This is a genomic window from Streptomyces sp. NPDC001858, assembly GCF_053594615.1.
On record NZ_JBSFEV010000004.1, the window covers coordinates 360,721 to 376,033 of the forward strand.

The 15,313-nt window shown below is 69.9% G+C and carries 16 protein-coding genes; 8 read left to right on the forward strand and 8 right to left on the reverse strand.

Annotated elements, in window-relative coordinates:
* Positions 1-117: 117 nt before the first annotated feature.
* Both ACWCPF_RS08305 and ACWCPF_RS08310 read left to right on the forward strand, forming a co-directional pair.
* Positions 118-534, forward strand: a complete 417-nt coding sequence (locus ACWCPF_RS08305) for an ATP-binding protein (protein WP_451044161.1) — start codon at positions 118-120, stop codon at positions 532-534.
* A gap of 84 nt (positions 535-618) precedes the next feature.
* Positions 619-888: a hypothetical protein gene (locus ACWCPF_RS08310; protein WP_451044162.1), complete on the forward strand. Its 270-nt coding sequence runs from the start codon at positions 619-621 to the stop codon at positions 886-888.
* Positions 889-974: 86 nt separating this feature from the next.
* Here ACWCPF_RS08310 and ACWCPF_RS08315 read toward each other — a convergent pair whose 3' ends face one another.
* Both ACWCPF_RS08315 and ACWCPF_RS08320 read right to left on the reverse strand, forming a co-directional pair.
* Positions 975-1,355, reverse strand: a complete 381-nt coding sequence (locus ACWCPF_RS08315; protein ID WP_451044163.1) for a hypothetical protein — start codon at positions 1,353-1,355, stop codon at positions 975-977.
* A 36-nt stretch (positions 1,356-1,391) separates the two neighbouring features.
* A complete protein-coding gene (locus ACWCPF_RS08320; protein ID WP_451044164.1) occupies positions 1,392-3,071 on the reverse strand; it encodes a sodium:solute symporter family protein in 1,680 nt (559 codons plus the stop codon).
* A 121-nt stretch (positions 3,072-3,192) separates the two neighbouring features.
* On the opposite strand from ACWCPF_RS08320, the gene galT reads away from it, so the two are divergent.
* Genes galT through galK form a run of 3 tightly spaced genes read left to right on the forward strand, consistent with a single transcriptional unit; the run spans position 3,193 to position 6,392 of the window.
* Positions 3,193-4,254 carry a galactose-1-phosphate uridylyltransferase gene (gene galT, locus ACWCPF_RS08325; RefSeq protein WP_451044165.1) on the forward strand — a complete coding sequence of 354 codons (1,062 nt, stop codon included), beginning with the start codon at positions 3,193-3,195 and terminating at the stop codon, positions 4,252-4,254.
* Positions 4,251-5,234, forward strand: a complete 984-nt coding sequence (galE, locus tag ACWCPF_RS08330; RefSeq protein ID WP_451044166.1) for a UDP-glucose 4-epimerase GalE — start codon at positions 4,251-4,253, stop codon at positions 5,232-5,234. Before galT ends, galE begins: the two co-directional genes overlap by 4 nt.
* Positions 5,235-6,392, forward strand: coding sequence for a galactokinase (galK, locus tag ACWCPF_RS08335; RefSeq protein WP_451044167.1), 1,158 nt, complete (start codon positions 5,235-5,237; stop codon positions 6,390-6,392).
* A gap of 33 nt (positions 6,393-6,425) precedes the next feature.
* Here the strand turns inward: galK and ACWCPF_RS08340 are convergent, their stop codons facing one another.
* Positions 6,426-6,881, reverse strand: a complete 456-nt coding sequence (locus ACWCPF_RS08340) for a GNAT family N-acetyltransferase (RefSeq protein WP_451044242.1) — start codon at positions 6,879-6,881, stop codon at positions 6,426-6,428.
* Positions 6,882-7,150: 269 nt separating this feature from the next.
* Here ACWCPF_RS08340 and ACWCPF_RS08345 point away from each other — a divergent pair, with 269 nt between their 5' ends.
* Positions 7,151-7,918, forward strand: coding sequence for a LuxR C-terminal-related transcriptional regulator (locus ACWCPF_RS08345; RefSeq protein ID WP_451044168.1), 768 nt, complete (start codon positions 7,151-7,153; stop codon positions 7,916-7,918).
* Here ACWCPF_RS08345 and ACWCPF_RS08350 read toward each other — a convergent pair.
* The gene (locus ACWCPF_RS08350) at positions 7,877-8,374 is read right to left on the reverse strand and encodes a MarR family winged helix-turn-helix transcriptional regulator (protein WP_451044169.1); all 498 of its coding nucleotides are present in this window, start codon (positions 8,372-8,374) and stop codon (positions 7,877-7,879) included. The genes ACWCPF_RS08345 and ACWCPF_RS08350 overlap by 42 nt on opposite strands.
* A gap of 90 nt (positions 8,375-8,464) precedes the next feature.
* Here ACWCPF_RS08350 and ACWCPF_RS08355 point away from each other — a divergent pair, with 90 nt between their 5' ends.
* A complete protein-coding gene (locus ACWCPF_RS08355) occupies positions 8,465-9,277 on the forward strand; it encodes a trans-aconitate 2-methyltransferase (RefSeq protein ID WP_451044170.1) in 813 nt (270 codons plus the stop codon).
* 18 nt (positions 9,278-9,295) lie between these two features.
* On the opposite strand, the gene ACWCPF_RS08360 is transcribed toward ACWCPF_RS08355, so the two are convergent.
* Together ACWCPF_RS08360 and ACWCPF_RS08365 are read right to left on the reverse strand one after the other, a co-directional pair.
* Complete coding sequence (locus ACWCPF_RS08360; protein ID WP_451044171.1) at positions 9,296-9,982, reverse strand: TetR family transcriptional regulator; 687 nt, start codon at positions 9,980-9,982, stop codon at positions 9,296-9,298.
* A complete protein-coding gene (locus ACWCPF_RS08365) occupies positions 9,979-10,989 on the reverse strand; it encodes an acyl-CoA desaturase (protein ID WP_451044172.1) in 1,011 nt (336 codons plus the stop codon). Before ACWCPF_RS08365 ends, ACWCPF_RS08360 begins: the two co-directional genes overlap by 4 nt.
* A gap of 278 nt (positions 10,990-11,267) precedes the next feature.
* On the opposite strand from ACWCPF_RS08365, the gene ppc reads away from it, so the two are divergent.
* On the forward strand, positions 11,268-14,021 hold the full coding sequence (gene ppc, locus ACWCPF_RS08370; RefSeq protein ID WP_451044173.1) for a phosphoenolpyruvate carboxylase: 2,754 nt from the start codon (positions 11,268-11,270) through the stop codon (positions 14,019-14,021).
* Between the two features lie 73 nt (positions 14,022-14,094).
* Here ppc and ACWCPF_RS08375 read toward each other — a convergent pair whose 3' ends face one another.
* Together ACWCPF_RS08375 and pth are read right to left on the reverse strand one after the other, a co-directional pair.
* Positions 14,095-14,625, reverse strand: coding sequence for a hypothetical protein (locus ACWCPF_RS08375; protein WP_451044174.1), 531 nt, complete (start codon positions 14,623-14,625; stop codon positions 14,095-14,097).
* Between the two features lie 52 nt (positions 14,626-14,677).
* The gene (gene pth / locus ACWCPF_RS08380; protein ID WP_451044175.1) at positions 14,678-15,280 is read right to left on the reverse strand and encodes an aminoacyl-tRNA hydrolase; all 603 of its coding nucleotides are present in this window, start codon (positions 15,278-15,280) and stop codon (positions 14,678-14,680) included.
* Positions 15,281-15,313: the final 33 nt, after the last annotated feature.

Below are 15,313 nucleotides of genomic sequence, written 5' to 3' on the forward strand. Positions count from 1 at the left end.
CTACCGTCGGTGATGCAACGTACACGCTGCGGAAGCGCACCGCTCCCTCCTGCCATGACGGCTGCGGCACTGCCACCGCCCGTGATCCCGACTTCCTCGCCGAACCGGAGCTCATCCATGCCTGAAGCCGACTCCTGGGAGTACTCCCTCTACATCCCCGCCGACCCCCGCGCCGTCACGGTCTGCCGTCGCACCCTGCGCCTGATCCTCACCCTGCACGGCCTCGCCGGCCTCGTCGACACCGCGGAGCTGCTCGCCTCCGAGCTGATGTCCAACGCCGTCCTGCACACCAAGGGCCCCGCGTGCCTGCGGCTCCGTTTCCGGGACGGCGTCCTGCAGATCGGGGCGTGGGACGCGGACCCCGAGCCGCCCGACCCGCCGCGCAGGCTGGAGGGGCTCGGGGATGCCGAGAGTGGCCGGGGTATGGCGCTGGTGCGGGCCTGTTCCGACCTCTGGCACTGGCAGCCGCTGTCGCGGATGGGCCATCGGGGCAAACTCGTGTGGTGCGAGTTGGCGGAGGTGCGGGGTGGCTGATCGGAACATACGGTGTGTAATCGTACCGTTTCGTACTGTTCCGTTCAGTGACGAAACATACCGCTCAGACGAAAAGGGAACGTAATGCGCAAGCTTCGCAACGCCACTCTCGTCGCCGCCATGGTCGCCAGCCTCGGCATGGCCGGTGCCGGATTCGCCTCCGCCGCCCCCGGCGGGGACGGGGACTCCCGGGAGTGTGCCAACCACGTGCAGAACATTTCGTTCGGTCTCATCAACATCCCGAACCTGAACCTCCCGCTGCTCGGCGTCTCGTCGAACCAGGACGCGACCCAGCAGATCTGCAACAACGGGGACGACGCCATCAACGCGAACGTCGCCAGCCGGGACGAGTAGCAGACCGAGCCGGCTCCGGGATCCGAGGCCACCTCGGATCCCGGAGCCGGCTCACCTCGCGCCCGCGCGGCCCGCGGCTGCCGCCGCTACTCGCCGCGCGGGCGCTTCGCGTCCAGTGCCTCCGGCGGCAGCGTCGGGGTGACCGGCGCGGTGGGCCGCAGCTTCAGCCAGGCCAGGAAGAACAGGCCCAGGGCCAGCATGCCCAGGCCGGTCCACAGGTTGATGTTGATCCCCTGGGCCTTGTCGATCTCCGCGTCGCTGTCCGTGATCCCGGCGATCGTGACGATCACGCCGTAGACGACGAACAGGCCGCCGATGATCCGGCGCAGGTCGAAGATGCGGGCCGCGGTCGCGGACTTCTCCTCGAGTGCCGTGACCTCCCGCTGGACGTCGGCCTCGGAGTACCCCGCCCGCCGCAGCCGCTCGGCAGCCTCGGCGCGCTCGGACGGATCGAATTGCTCGGACATGGTCTCTCCAGTCTCCCTCGGTGTGCGCGACCGGGCTCAGAACGAGAACGGGATGTAGCAGACCGCCGCCAGGATCACCGCGCCCCAGCCCAGCAGTGCCGGACGCCGGTACCAGGCGTCGTCGCCCGCGGCCGGCGGCTCGGCCATGCCGGGGGAGACGGTGCCGTAGACCAGGCCCGCGAGTTCCTCGTCCGACTTCGGGGCGGTGAACAGGGACACCGCGACCATCACCACCGCGCCCGCCACGAAGCCCGCGATCGCGGAGACGAAGTTCGCGCCCTGGTCGGTGGGGATGCCGATGACGTCCTGCTTGTAGAGGACGAAGTAATTGATCATCGCCGCCGTCGTGCCGGCCAGCAGGCCCCAGAACCCCGATTTCTTCGACGCCCGCTTCCAGAACATCCCCACGATGAAGACCACGAACATCGGGACGTTGAAGAAGCTGAACAGGGTCTGCAGGTAGCTCATGATGTTCGAGAAGGAGGAGGCCAGGAACGCCGTTCCCACCGAGGCCGCCACCCCGATGGCCGTGATCAGGCGGCCGAAGCGGACGTAGTAGGTGTCCTCGCGCCCCAGCACCACGTACCTTGCCCAGATGTCCGTCGTGAACACCGTGTTGAACGACGAGATGTTCGCCGCCATGCCCGCCATGAACGCCGCCAGCAGGCCCGTCACCGCGATGCCCAGCACCCCGTTCGGCAGCAGCTGTTCCATCAGATAGGGGATCGCGTCGTTGTACTGGAGGTCGGACTCCGCCGTGCCGATGTTCGGGACCAGCACCGCCGCCACCAGACCCGGGATCATCACCAGGAACACCATGAAGACCTTCGGGTAGGCGGCGATGAGCGGGGTGCGCTGGGCCGCCGACAGGTTCTTCGCCGAGAGCGCCCGCTGCACCTCCGCGAAGTTCGTCGTCCAGTAGCCGAAGGACAGCACGAAGCCCAGGCCCAGCACGATCGTCAGCCAGTTCGCGCCCAGCGGGTTGTCGCTGCCGATGCCCGTGCCGCCCCAGGCGGAGACGAAGTCGTCCCCGTGGGACTCGGTCAGGGAGTCGGTCAGACCGTCCCAGCCGCCGACGGCCTTCAGGCCCAGCACCGACAGCGGGATGAGGGCGGCGAGGATCACAAAGAACTGGAGCACCTCGTTGTAGATCGCCGAGGAGAGGCCGCCGAGGGTGATGTAGGCGAGCACGAAGGCGCCGGCCACGACGATCGCCACCCACTGCGGCCAGCCGAGCAGCGCCTCGACCACGATCGCCAGCGCGTACAGGTTCACGCCCGCGATCAGGATCGCCGCGAAGGCGAACAGGGCCGAGCTCAGCACGTGCGCTCCCTTGTCGAAGCGCAGGAGGAGGAACTCCGGGACGGACCGGACCTTGCTGCCGTAGTAGAACGGCATCATCACCAGGCCCAGGAACACCATCGCGGGGATCGCGCCGATCCAGTACCAGTGGACGGTGTACGCGCCGTACTGCGCGCTGTTCGCGGCCATGCCGAGGATCTCGGTGGCGGCCAGGTTGGCCGAGATGAACGCGAGGCCCGTGATCCAGGCGGGCAGGGAGCGGCCGGAGAGGAAGAAGTCGAGAGTGGTCTTCACCGAGCGGCGGGCGGCGAAGCCGATGCCGAGGACCACGACGAAGTAGATGCCGAGGATCGTGTAGTCGAGCCAGTTCGTCGGCAGCCGTAGCTCAGCCGCCAGGTATGTGGGGGTTCGCATGCACTGCTCACTTCGTTTGGTGTTCTTTGTTCGGTTGTGGTGGTGACGAGCGTGGGGGTTTATGGTTTTATGTGTTTGGTTCTGTTTGACGCTTCGCTTGGTGTACGGATGGAGTTCCGCGGTGAAGAAGACCTCGACCCGACTCGCCGACGGTCGTGAGCTGATCTACTACGACCTGCGGGACGACACCGTGCGCGACGCGGTGGACAAGCGCCCGCTGGACCGCACCGTCACCACTTCGGAGGTACGGCGCGACCCGCTGCTCGGCGATTCCGTCGCCATCGCCTCGCACCGGCAGGGGCGGACCTACCACCCGCCGGCCGACGAGTGCCCGCTGTGCCCCTCGCAGGGCGACCGGCTCAGCGAGATCCCGGACTCGTCCTACGACGCCGTCGTGTTCGAGAATCGTTTCCCCTCCCTGGCCGGCGACTCCGGGCGCTGCGAGGTGGTCTGCTTCACCTCCGACCACAACGCGTCCTTCGCAGACCTCACCGAGGAGCAGGCGCGACTCGTCCTGGAGGCGTGGACGGACCGGACGTCCGAGCTGTCGCATCTGCCCTCCGTGGAACAGGTGTTCTGCTTCGAGAACCGCGGCGCCGAGATCGGTGTGACGCTGGGTCACCCGCACGGGCAGATCTACGCCTACCCGTTCACCACGCCCCGCACCGCGCTGATGCTGCGTTCGGCGGCGGCGCACAAAGAGGCGACCGGCGGGGAGAACCTCTTCGACGCCGTCCTGGAACGGGAACTCGCCGACGAACGCGTCGTCCTGGAGGGTGAGCACTGGGTCGCGTTCGTGCCGTACGCGGCGCACTGGCCCTACGAGGTGCACCTCTACCCGAAGAAGCGGGTCCCCGACCTGCTCGGGCTCGACGAGGACGCGCGCACAGAGTTCCCCCAGGTGTATCTGGAACTCTTGAGGCGCTTCGACCGGATCTTCGGGGAAGGTGAGCCCCCCACGCCGTACATCGCCGCCTGGCACCAGGCGCCGTTCGGCGCGCTGGAGGAGTTCGAGGGCGTCAACCGCGACGACTTCGCGCTGCACCTCGAGCTTTTCACCATCCGCCGTACTTCCGGCAAGCTGAAGTTCCTCGCGGGCTCCGAATCGGGCATGAACGTCTTCATCAACGACGTGCCGCCGGAGCGCGCGGCCGAGCGACTGCGAGAGGTAGCGAGTTCATGAGCAGCGGCAGCAGCAGCGGGAAGTACCTGGTCACCGGCGGCGCCGGATACGTCGGCAGCGTCGTCGCCCAGCATCTGCTGGAGGCGGGGCACGAGGTCGTCGTCCTGGACAACCTCTCCACCGGCTTCCGCGAGGGCGTGCCCGCGGACGCCGCCTTCATCGAGGGCGACATCCGCGACGCCGCCAAGCACCTCGACGCCTCCTTCGACGCCGTGCTCCACTTCGCCGCGTTCTCGCAGGTCGGCGAGTCCGTCGTCAAGCCGGAGAAGTACTGGGACAACAACGTCGGCGGCACCATGGCGCTGCTCGGCGCCATGCGCGAGGCGGGCGTGCGCAAGCTGGTCTTCTCGTCCACGGCGGCGACCTACGGCGAGCCCGAGCAGGTCCCGATCGTCGAGAGCGCGCCGACCCGGCCCACGAACCCCTACGGCGCATCCAAGCTCGCCGTCGACCACATGATCTCCGGCGAGGCCGCCGCCCACGGGCTCGGCGCCGTCTCGCTGCGCTACTTCAACGTGGCCGGCGCGTACGGCGCGCAGGGCGAGCGGCACGACCCCGAGTCGCACCTCATCCCGCTCGTCCTCCAGGTCGCGCAGGGCCGCCGCGAGGCCGTCTCCGTCTTCGGCGACGACTACCCGACCCCGGACGGCACCTGCATCCGCGACTACATCCACGTCGCCGACCTCGCCGAGGCGCACCTGCTCGCCGTCGCCGCCGCACAGCCCGGCGAGCACCTCATCTGCAACCTCGGCAACGGCAACGGCTTCTCCGTGCGCGAGGTCGTCGAGACCGTCCGCCAGGTCACCGGGCACCCGATCCCCGAGGTGGCCGCGCCGCGCCGGGCCGGCGACCCCGCCACCCTGGTGGCCTCCGCCGTCACCGCCCGTGAGCGGCTCGGCTGGAACCCGTCCCGCGCGGATCTCGCGGGTATCGTCGCGGACGCGTGGGAGTTCGCGCAGCACATCGCAAGGGAGCGGTAAATGGGGGCACACGACGTGCGCGACGGCTTCGTCGCGCTCTACGGCACGCAGCCCGAGGGCGTCTGGGCGGCCCCCGGCCGCGTCAACCTCATCGGCGAGCACACCGACTACAACGACGGCTTCGTGATGCCCTTCGCGCTGCCGCACACCAACGTCGCGGCCGTCTCCCGGCGCACGGACGGCGTGCTGCGGCTGCACTCGGCCGACCTCGACGCCGGCGTCGTCGAACTGCGGCTCGACGAGCTGACGCCCGGCTCCGACAAGAGCTGGACGGCGTACCCGGCCGGTGTGGTGTGGGCGCTGCGCGAGGCCGGCCACGAGATCACCGGGGCCGACGTCCACCTCGCCTCGACGGTCCCGTCGGGCGCGGGCCTGTCGTCCTCGGCGGCCCTGGAGGTCGTCGTGGCGCTCGCGCTCAACGACCTGTACGAGCTCGGGCTCCAGCGCTGGCAGCTCGCCCGGCTGTGCCAGCGCGCCGAGAACGTGTATGTCGGCGCGCCCACCGGGATCATGGACCAGACGGCGTCCGCGTGCTGCGAGGCCGGCCACGCGCTGTTCCTCGACACCCGCGACCTGTCCCAGAAGCAGATCCCCCTGGACCTGGCCGCCGAGGGCCTGCGCCTGCTGGTCGTCGACACCCAGGTCACGCACGCGCACAGCGGCGGCGAGTACGGCAAGCGCCGCGCGGGCTGCGAGAAGGGCGCCGCGCTGCTCGGCGTGGACGCCCTGCGGGACATCCCCTACGGCGACCTGGACGCGGCCCTGGCCCGGCTCGGCGACGAGGAGGAGGTCCGCCGTCTGGTGCGGCACGTGGTGACCGAGGACCAGCGCGTCGAGCGCGTCGTCTCCCTGCTGGAGGCGGGTGGCGACACCCGCGCCGTCGGCCCGATCCTGACCGAGGGCCATGCCTCCCTGCGGGACGACTTCCGGGTCTCCTGCGCCGAGCTGGACCTGGTCGTCGACACCGCTCTTAGCGGCGGCGCCCTCGGCGCGCGGATGACCGGCGGCGGCTTCGGCGGCTCGGCGATCGTGCTGGTCGAGGAGTCCGACGTGGAGACCGTCACCAAGGCGGTCGAGGACGCGTTCGCCGCGGCCGGCCTCAAGGCCCCGCGGGTGTTCGAGGCGGTGCCCGCGGCGGGCGCACGCCGGGTGAGCTGAGCGTTCCCGAGTACGTGCAGCTGACGGAGCGGCTCAGCCCAGCCGCTTCGTCAGCGTGTACTCCGTGAGGCCCGGCGGATAGTCCTCGATGACGCACACGACGTCGTAGCCCTGCCGCCGGTAGAACTCCGGCGCCTGGAAGTCCCAGGTCTCCAGGCGGACGCGGTCGCAGCCCCGTTCCTCGCGGGCGACGCGCTCGGCCCGCGCGAGCAGGCGGGCGCCGAGGCCCGCGCCCCGGTGGCGGGCGTCGACCCACAGATAGGTGACGTGCAGCCAGGTCGTCCAGGTGTGCCCCACCAGGCCCCCGGCCAGCTCGCCCGCCCGGTCCGAGGCCCAGACGTGCAGCGGGTGTTCGCGTTCGGCGGGGGTGCCGCGCAGGGCCCGCAGGACCGGCGACGCCTCCGTGTTGGTGGCCAGGAGCCGCGAACGAAGAAGATCGCGTCGAGTCCTGTCGACTTCTGTCTCAAGACGAAACATGCGGCACACCATAAACGCGCTGGCCAACCAGTTCTGCAATTTTCCTTCCGCTGTCAGCCGGCGGCCCTACGCTGATGAGCAGCATCGGTGGGGGCCGGTGCTGATCAGGGGGCGAGACAGTCGGGTACGACGCCCGCGGTGGGGGTAGCAGTCTCTGCACGGCGGCGGCCGTGCGGTCATGGCGCCCCCTCCGGGCGTCGTACCCGCGCCGGTCGCCGTTCTCCATCTCCGGACCTTGGGGTATCCCCTGCTCTGTCAAGGAGCTTGGGGGAGGGGGTTTCGTGGTTCGCATCCGAGTTCTGGTCGTCGACGACCACCGTATCTTCGCCGAGTCGCTCGCCGCGGCGCTGGCGGCCGAGCCCGACGTCGACGTGTCCGCGGCCGGCAGCGGCCCCGCGGCACTGCGCAGCCTGGAGCGCGCGGTCGCCGAGGGCCGCCGCTACGACGTGCTGCTGGTCGACGCCGACCTGGGCGGCAGCCTGCCCGACATACGACCGGCCGTGCCCGTGCAGGAGGTGAGGGAGAACGGCCTCGTCGACGGGATCTCGCTGGTCGCCGGCGTCCGCGGCAGCCAGCCCCATGTCCGCACGGTCGTCCTCGCCGAGAAGGACGACCCGCGCCGCGCGGCCCTCGCCCTGCAGGCCGGGGCGTCCGGCTGGGTGGCCAAGGACTGCTCGCTGTCCCGGCTGCTGACCGTCATCCGCGGGGTGTTGCGCGAGGAGACCCATCTGCCTCCGGCCCTGCTCACGGGCGTCCTGCGGGAGCTGACGGCCGCGCGCAAGCACCGCACCGAGAGCGAGCGGCTGGTGGAGTCCCTCACGCCGCGCGAGCGCGAGGTGCTGCGCTGCATGGTCGCCGGGCTCGGCCGCAAGGCCGTCGCCGACCGGCTGTTCCTCTCACCGCACACCGTCCGCACCCATATGCAGAACGTCCTCGGCAAACTGGGCGTCCACTCCACCCTCGCCGCAGTCGCCCTCGCCCGCCGCGCAGGCGTGGGGCCGGTGGATCTAGCCGGGGATGTTGTCGAACGGGGCGGTCAGTTGGCGTAGGAGGCCGGCCAGGTCGCCGCGCTGGACGCTGGAGAGCTCGGCCAGGATCGCCCGCTCCTGGTCGAGCAGTCCGGCGAGCGCCTGATCGGCGCGGTCCTTGCCGTCGTCCGTGAGCCGCACCAGCACACCGCGCCGGTCGTTGGGGTCCGGCAGCCGCTCCACCAGGCCCTTCTTCGTGAGCCGGTCGATCCGGTTCGTCATCGTGCCCGACGTCACCAGCGTCTGCGTCAGCAACTGCCCCGGCGACAGCTGGTAGGGGCCGCCCGCGCGCCGAAGCGCCGTCAGGACGTCGAACTCCCAGGGCTCCAGCTGATGCTCCGCGAACGCCAGCCGACGTGCCCGGTCCAGATGCCGGGCCAGTCTGCTCACCCGGCTCAGCACTTCCAGCGGCTCCACGTCGAGGTCCGGGCGCTCCCGGCGCCACGCTGCGACCAGCCGATCGACCTCGTCCTCCATGACGATCAGTGTAGTGGTTGTGTCGATGTGAAGTCTCTTGATATCAAGTCTCTTGACGTCGAGAGATGTGGAGGGGGAAAGTGGGGACACATGACGACCAACCCCTCCTGGGACCCCGCCCAGTACCTGCGGCACGCCGACCACCGCGCCCGCCCCTTCGCCGACCTCCTCGCCCGCGTCCCCGCCCTGCCCGGCGACCCGCCCCGCATCGCCGACCTCGGCTGCGGCCCCGGCAACGTCACCGCCCGCCTCGCCGACCGCTGGCCCACCGCCCGCATCACCGGCTACGACAACTCGCCCCGGATGCTCGCCGACGCCGCCGCGCACGCCCGCGCACACCTCGACTTCGCCTACGCCGACCTGACCACCTGGACGCCCGCGCAGACGGCGCAGACCTACGACCTGATCGTCTCCAACGCCGCCCTCCAGTGGGTCCCCGGCCACCTCGACGCCTTCCCCGACTGGCTGGACGGCCTCGCCCCCGGCGGCGTCCTCGCCTTCCAGGTCCCCCACAACATCGACGCGCCCCTGCACGCCCTGATGCGAGAACTCGGCGACGCGCCCCGCTGGAAGAGCCGGCTCGGCGACGTGCTGCGCCGCCGGACCTCCGTCCACGCGCCCGCCGTCTACCTCGACCGCCTGGCCCGCCTCGGCTGCACCCCCGACGTCTGGACCACCACGTACTTCCACGTCCTGACCGGCGAGGACCCCGTCCTCGACTGGGTCAAGGGCACCGGACTGCGCCCCGTCCTCGACGCCCTCGCGGACGACCCCGAAGCCCGCGACGCCTTCCTCACCGCCTACCGCGACCTGCTCCGCGAGGCCTACCCGAGCACCGAGCACGGCACGGTCCTGCCGTTCCGCCGCCTCTTCGCGGTGGCCAGGAAGCGCGTGATCGGGTGACAGGGAAGGGCGCGTGAGTCAGCTCTTCCTGCGCCCTATCAGATGCGGCTTCGCCTCCAGGCCGTCCAGACCGTGCCAGGAGAGGTTCACCAGATGGGCGGCGACCTCCGCCTTCCGCGGACGGCGCACGTCCAGCCACCACTGACCCGTCAGCGCCACCATCCCGACCAGAGCCTGGGCGTACAGCGGGGCCAGCTTCGGGTCGAAACCGCGGTTCTTGAACTCACGGCCCAGGATGTCCTCCACCTGGGTGGCGATGTCCGAGATCAGCGAGGCGAAGGAACCCGTCGACTGCGGGATGGGGGAGTCGCGGACCAGGATGCGGAAGCCGTCCGTGTACTCCTCGATGTAGTCCAGGAGTGCGAAGGCCGCCTGTTCGAGCAGCTCGCGGGGATGGCCCGCCGTCAACGACGACGTGACCATGTCCAGCAGACGGCGCATCTCCCGGTCCACCACCACCGCGTACAGCCCCTCCTTGCCGCCGAAGTGCTCGTACACCACCGGCTTGGACACCCCGGCCTTCGCCGCGATCTCCTCCACCGACGTGCCCTCGAAACCCTTCGCCGCGAACAGGGTGCGCCCGATCTCCAGCAGCTGCTGCCGGCGCTCCGCCCCCGTCATCCGGGTACGTCGCGCGCGCCGCGGCTTCGCTTCACCGCTGGGACTGGAGGTACTGCTGGGATCGGTCGCCACGCCGTCAATCATGCCGTCTCGGCGGTCGCCTTCCCCTGCCGGGAGCCGTCCTCACCCGTGTTACGACGCGAATCGATACGCGAGCGTGACGGCCAGCGCACGTCGTACGCCCACCCGAGCATCTCGAACCAGCGGATGAACCGCGCCGACGAGTCCAGCTGACCGCGCTCCACACCGTGCCGCGCCGACGTCGGATCCGCGTGGTGCAGGTTGTGCCAGGACTCCCCGCACGACAGGACCGCCAGCCACCAGACGTTCCCGGACCGGTCCCGCGATTTGAACGGACGCTTGCCCACCGCATGACAGATGGAGTTGATCGACCACGTCACGTGATGCAGCAACGCCACCCGTACCAGCGAACCCCAGAAGAACGCCGTGAACGCACCCCACCACGACATCGTCACCAGCCCGCCCACCAGCGGCGGAATGGCCAGCGACACCACCGTGAACAGGATGAACTGCCGCGAGATCACCCGGATCGCGCCGTCCTTGATCAGATCCGGCGCGTACTTCTCCTGCGGAGTCCGCTCCTCGTCGAACATCCAGCCGATATGCGCCCACCACAGGCCCTTCATCAGCGCCGGAACCGTCTCCCCGTACCGCCACGGCGAGTGCGGGTCGCCCTCCGCGTCCGAGAACTTGTGGTGCTTGCGATGGTCCGCCACCCAGCGCACCAGCGGACCCTCCACCGCCAGCGACCCCATGACCGCCAGCGCGATCCGCAACGGACGCTTCGCCTTGAACGAGCCATGGGTGAAATACCGGTGGTAACCGATCGTGACACCGTGACAGCCCACGTAGTACATGAGCACCAGCAGGCCGATGTCCAGCCAGCTCACACCCCATCCCCAGGCCAGCGGCACCGCCGCCAGCAGGGCCAGGAACGGGACGACGATGAACAACAGAAGGGCGAGCTGCTCCAGCGAACCTTTGCGTTCGCCGCCGAGCGTCGCGGGGGGAAGTGCAGAGCCGTCGGCTCGCTGCGGGACATCGTCGATCACGTCGGAGCTCGAGGTCATGGGGCGTCCCCTGTGGGGTTCGAGGGTTTTGTGTCAGTTTGCCGGGTCGCGGCGAACACGAGGAGAAGTCGGCTCGTACGACCTCGTACGGCTTCCCGCAGGTTCCTACGGTTCCGTAACCTACGGCATCGTAAGTATGGCAGTGCACTGCCCGGCGGCAAGAGCCCGCCAACCTGCGCGTCTCCCCGGACACCTATCCTTGGAGACGGTCGGACAGCGCGGTCCGCTCTGTTTAGTTCCCTCCCGGACGAGCTTCAACACTGCAAGGAGCCGCACCTGTGAGCAGTGCCGACGACCATGGCCAGGCCACCACGACGACCAGCCCCGAGCTGCGCGCCGACATCCGCCGACTGGGTGACCTTCTGGGCGAGACCCTGGTCCGGCAGGAAGGCCCCGAACTCCTCGACCTCGTCGAGAAGGTCCGCCGCCTGACCCGAGAGGACGGCGAAGCCGCCGCCGAACTGCTGCGCGGCATCGAACCGGAGACCGCGGCCAAGCTGGTCCGCGCCTTCTCCACCTACTTCCACCTGGCCAACGTCACCGAACAGGTGCACCGCGGCCGCGAACTGCGCGAGCGCCGCGCCGCCGAAGGCGGGCTCCTCGCCCGCACCGCCGACCGCCTCAAGGACGCCGACCCCGAACACGTCCAGCAGACGGTCCGCCACCTCAACGTCCGCCCCGTGTTCACGGCCCACCCCACCGAAGCCGCACGCCGGTCGGTACTCAACAAGCTCCGGCGCATCGCCGCGCTCCTGGAGACCCCGGTCATCGCCTCCGACCGCCGCCGCTACGACACCCGTCTGGCGGAGAACATCGACCTCGTATGGCAGACGGACGAACTCCGCGTCGTGCGTCCCGAACCCGCCGACGAGGCCCGCAACGCCATCTACTACCTCGACGAACTCCACGCGGGCGCCGTCGGAGACGTCCTGGAGGACCTCACCGCCGAACTGGAGCGCGTCGGCGTACAGCTCCCCGAGGACACCCGCCCCCTCACCTTCGGCACCTGGATCGGCGGCGACCGCGACGGCAACCCCAACGTCACCCCCCAGGTGACCTGGGACGTCCTCATCCTCCAGCACGAACACGGCATCAACGACGCCCTCGAGACCATCGACGAGCTGCGCGGCTTCCTCTCCAACTCCATCCGCTACTCCGGCGCGACCGACGAACTCCTGGCCTCCCTCGACGGCGACCTCGAACGACTCCCCGAGATCAGCCCCCGCTACAAGCGCCTCAACGCCGAAGAGCCCTACCGCCTCAAGGCCACCTGCATCCGGCAGAAGCTCGAGAACACCAAGCAGCGCCTCGCCAAGGGCACCCCGCACGAACCCGGCCGCGACTACCTCGGCACCAGCCAGCTGCTGGCCGACCTCACGCTCATCCAGACCTCCCTGCGCGAACACCGCGGCGGCCTCTTCGCCGACGGCCGGATGAACCGCACCATCCGCACCCTCGCCGCCTTCGGCCTCCAGCTCGCCACCATGGACGTCCGCGAACACGCCGACGCCCACCACCACGCCCTCGGTCAACTGTTCGACCGCCTCGGTGAAGAGTCCTGGCGCTACGCCGACATGCCCCGCGACTACCGCACCAAGCTCCTCGCCAAGGAACTCCGCTCCCGCAGGCCGCTCGCCCCCACCCCCGCACCCGTCGACGCCGCCGGCGAGAAGACCCTCGGCGTCTTCGGCACCATCAAGCGAGCCCTCGCCGTCTTCGGACCCGAAGTCATCGAGTCCTACATCATCTCCATGTGCCAGGGCGCCGACGACGTCTTCGCCGCAGCCGTCCTCGCCCGCGAAGCCGGACTCATCGACCTCCACGCCGGCTGGGCCAAGATCGGCATCGTCCCGCTCCTGGAGACCACCGACGAGCTCAAGGCCGCCGACACCATCCTCGAAGACATGCTCTCCGACCCGTCCTACCGGCGCCTCGTCGCGCTGCGCGGCGACGTCCAGGAAGTCATGCTCGGCTACTCCGACTCCTCCAAGTTCGGCGGCATCACCACCAGCCAATGGGAGATCCACCGCGCCCAGCGCCGCCTGCGCGACGTCGCCCACCGCTACGGCGTACGCCTGCGCCTCTTCCACGGCCGCGGCGGCACCGTCGGCCGCGGCGGCGGCCCCTCCCACGACGCCATCCTCGCCCAGCCCTGGGGCACCCTCGAAGGCGAGATCAAGGTCACCGAACAGGGCGAGGTCATCTCCGACAAGTACCTCATCCCCTCCCTCGCCAGGGAAAACCTGGAACTCACCGTCGCCGCCACCCTCCAGGCCTCCGCCCTGCACACCGCACCCCGCCAGTCCGACGACGCCCTCGCCCGCTGGGACGCCGCCATGGACGTCGTATCGGACGCGGCACACGCCGCCTACCGCGAACTGGTCGAGGACCCCGACCTGCCGACGTACTTCCTCGCCTCCACACCGGTCGACCAGCTCGCCGACCTGCACCTGGGCTCGCGACCCTCCCGCCGCCCCGGCTCGGGCGTCTCACTCGACGGACTGCGCGCCATCCCCTGGGTCTTCGGCTGGACCCAGTCCCGCCAGATCGTCCCCGGCTGGTACGGCGTCGGCTCCGGCCTCAAGGCACTGCGCGAAGCCGGCCTGCGCCAGGAAGGCGCCACCGTCCTCGACGAGATGCACAGCCAGTGGCACTTCTTCCGCAACTTCATCTCCAACGTCGAGATGACCCTCGCCAAGACCGACCTGCGGATCGCCCAGCACTACGTCGACACCCTCGTCCCCGACCACCTCAAGCACGTCTTCGACGCGATCAAGGCCGAACACGCCCTCACCGTCGCCGAAGTCCTCAAGATCACCCGCGAGAAGGACCTGCTCGACGCCACCCCCGTCCTCAAGCAGACCTTCACCATCCGCGACGCCTACCTCGACCCCATCTCCTACCTCCAGGTCACCCTCCTCAAGCGCCAACGCGACGCAGCCGCCGCCGGCGCCGAACCCGACCCCCTCCTCGCCCGCGCCCTCCTCCTCACCGTCAACGGCGTCGCGGCAGGCCTGCGCAACACCGGCTGACCCGCACACACCCACCACGAAGGGCGCCCCCGAGCTCGAAAGAACCCGGAGGCGCCCTTCGCCGTCCCCGCCCTCAGATCGCCACGAACGCCGCCGTCAACAACGCCACCCCCGACCCCGCCAACACCCACCCCCACCGCACCCGGCCCAGACCACCCGCCACCACCACCGACGCCAACAACAACGCACCACCGAACGGCACCCACGCGTACAGCACCCCCGCCGGCCCCGACCGCACCGCCTCCACGCCGCCCGGCTTCAGCACCACCGTGTACGTCCGCCCCTTCCGCACCGCCACCGACTTCTCGATCTCCACACGCGCGCGTGCCGTGGACCCCGCCGACAACGGCGCATACGGCCCCGTACACACCCGCGCACCGCACCGCGTCACCTCGACCGTGCCCCGCTCCCGCCCCTTCGTCAGCATCACGTGCTGCGCCGCACCCCACGAACCCCACACCCCGGCGACCAGAATCAGCACCGCCAACGCACCCATCGCCGCAAGCCGCCCATAACGCAACACGACGACCGACGCCGAGCCCTTCCGGGAAGTCACCCGACGGCGATGGGAACGGACAGCAGTCGCAGGCATGGCCGGGATCATTGGCCATGCCCGAACGACCCGTCAACCTCAGCCGGGCCCCGAGCCGGACAAATCAGGAGTTGTACGTGCTTTGCGCCCGCTCCAACCCCTCCAGCACCAACGCCTCCGCCGCATCCGCCGCCCGGTCCACGAAGTAGTCCAACTCCTTGCGCTCCGCCGCAGCGAAGTCCTTCAGCACGAAATCCGCCACCTGCATCCGACCCGGCGGCCGCCCGATCCCGAACCGCACCCGGTGATACTCCGCACCCATCGCCTTCGTCATCGACTTCAGACCGTTGTGCCCGTTGTCCCCACCGCCCAGCTTCAACCGCAGCACCCCGTAATCGATGTCCAGCTCGTCATGCACCGCCACGATGTTCGCCACCGGCACCTTGTAGAACTCCCGCAACGCGTTCACCGGACCACCCGACAGGTTCATGAACGACATCGGCTTCGCCAGCACCACCCGCCGACTCCCCGCCCCCGGCGGACCGATCCGCCCCTCGACGACCTGCGCCTGCGCCTTCCCCGCCCGCTTGAACCTGCCGCCCATCCGCTCCGCCAGCAGATCGGCCACCATGAAACCCACGTTGTGCCGGTTCATCGCGTACTCCGGGCCGGGATTGCCCAGGCCCACGATCAGCCAGGGCTCGTTGGCATCGGTCGTCACGTCCATCTCTCCTTGACTGCACGCAAGCCGCCGCCTCCC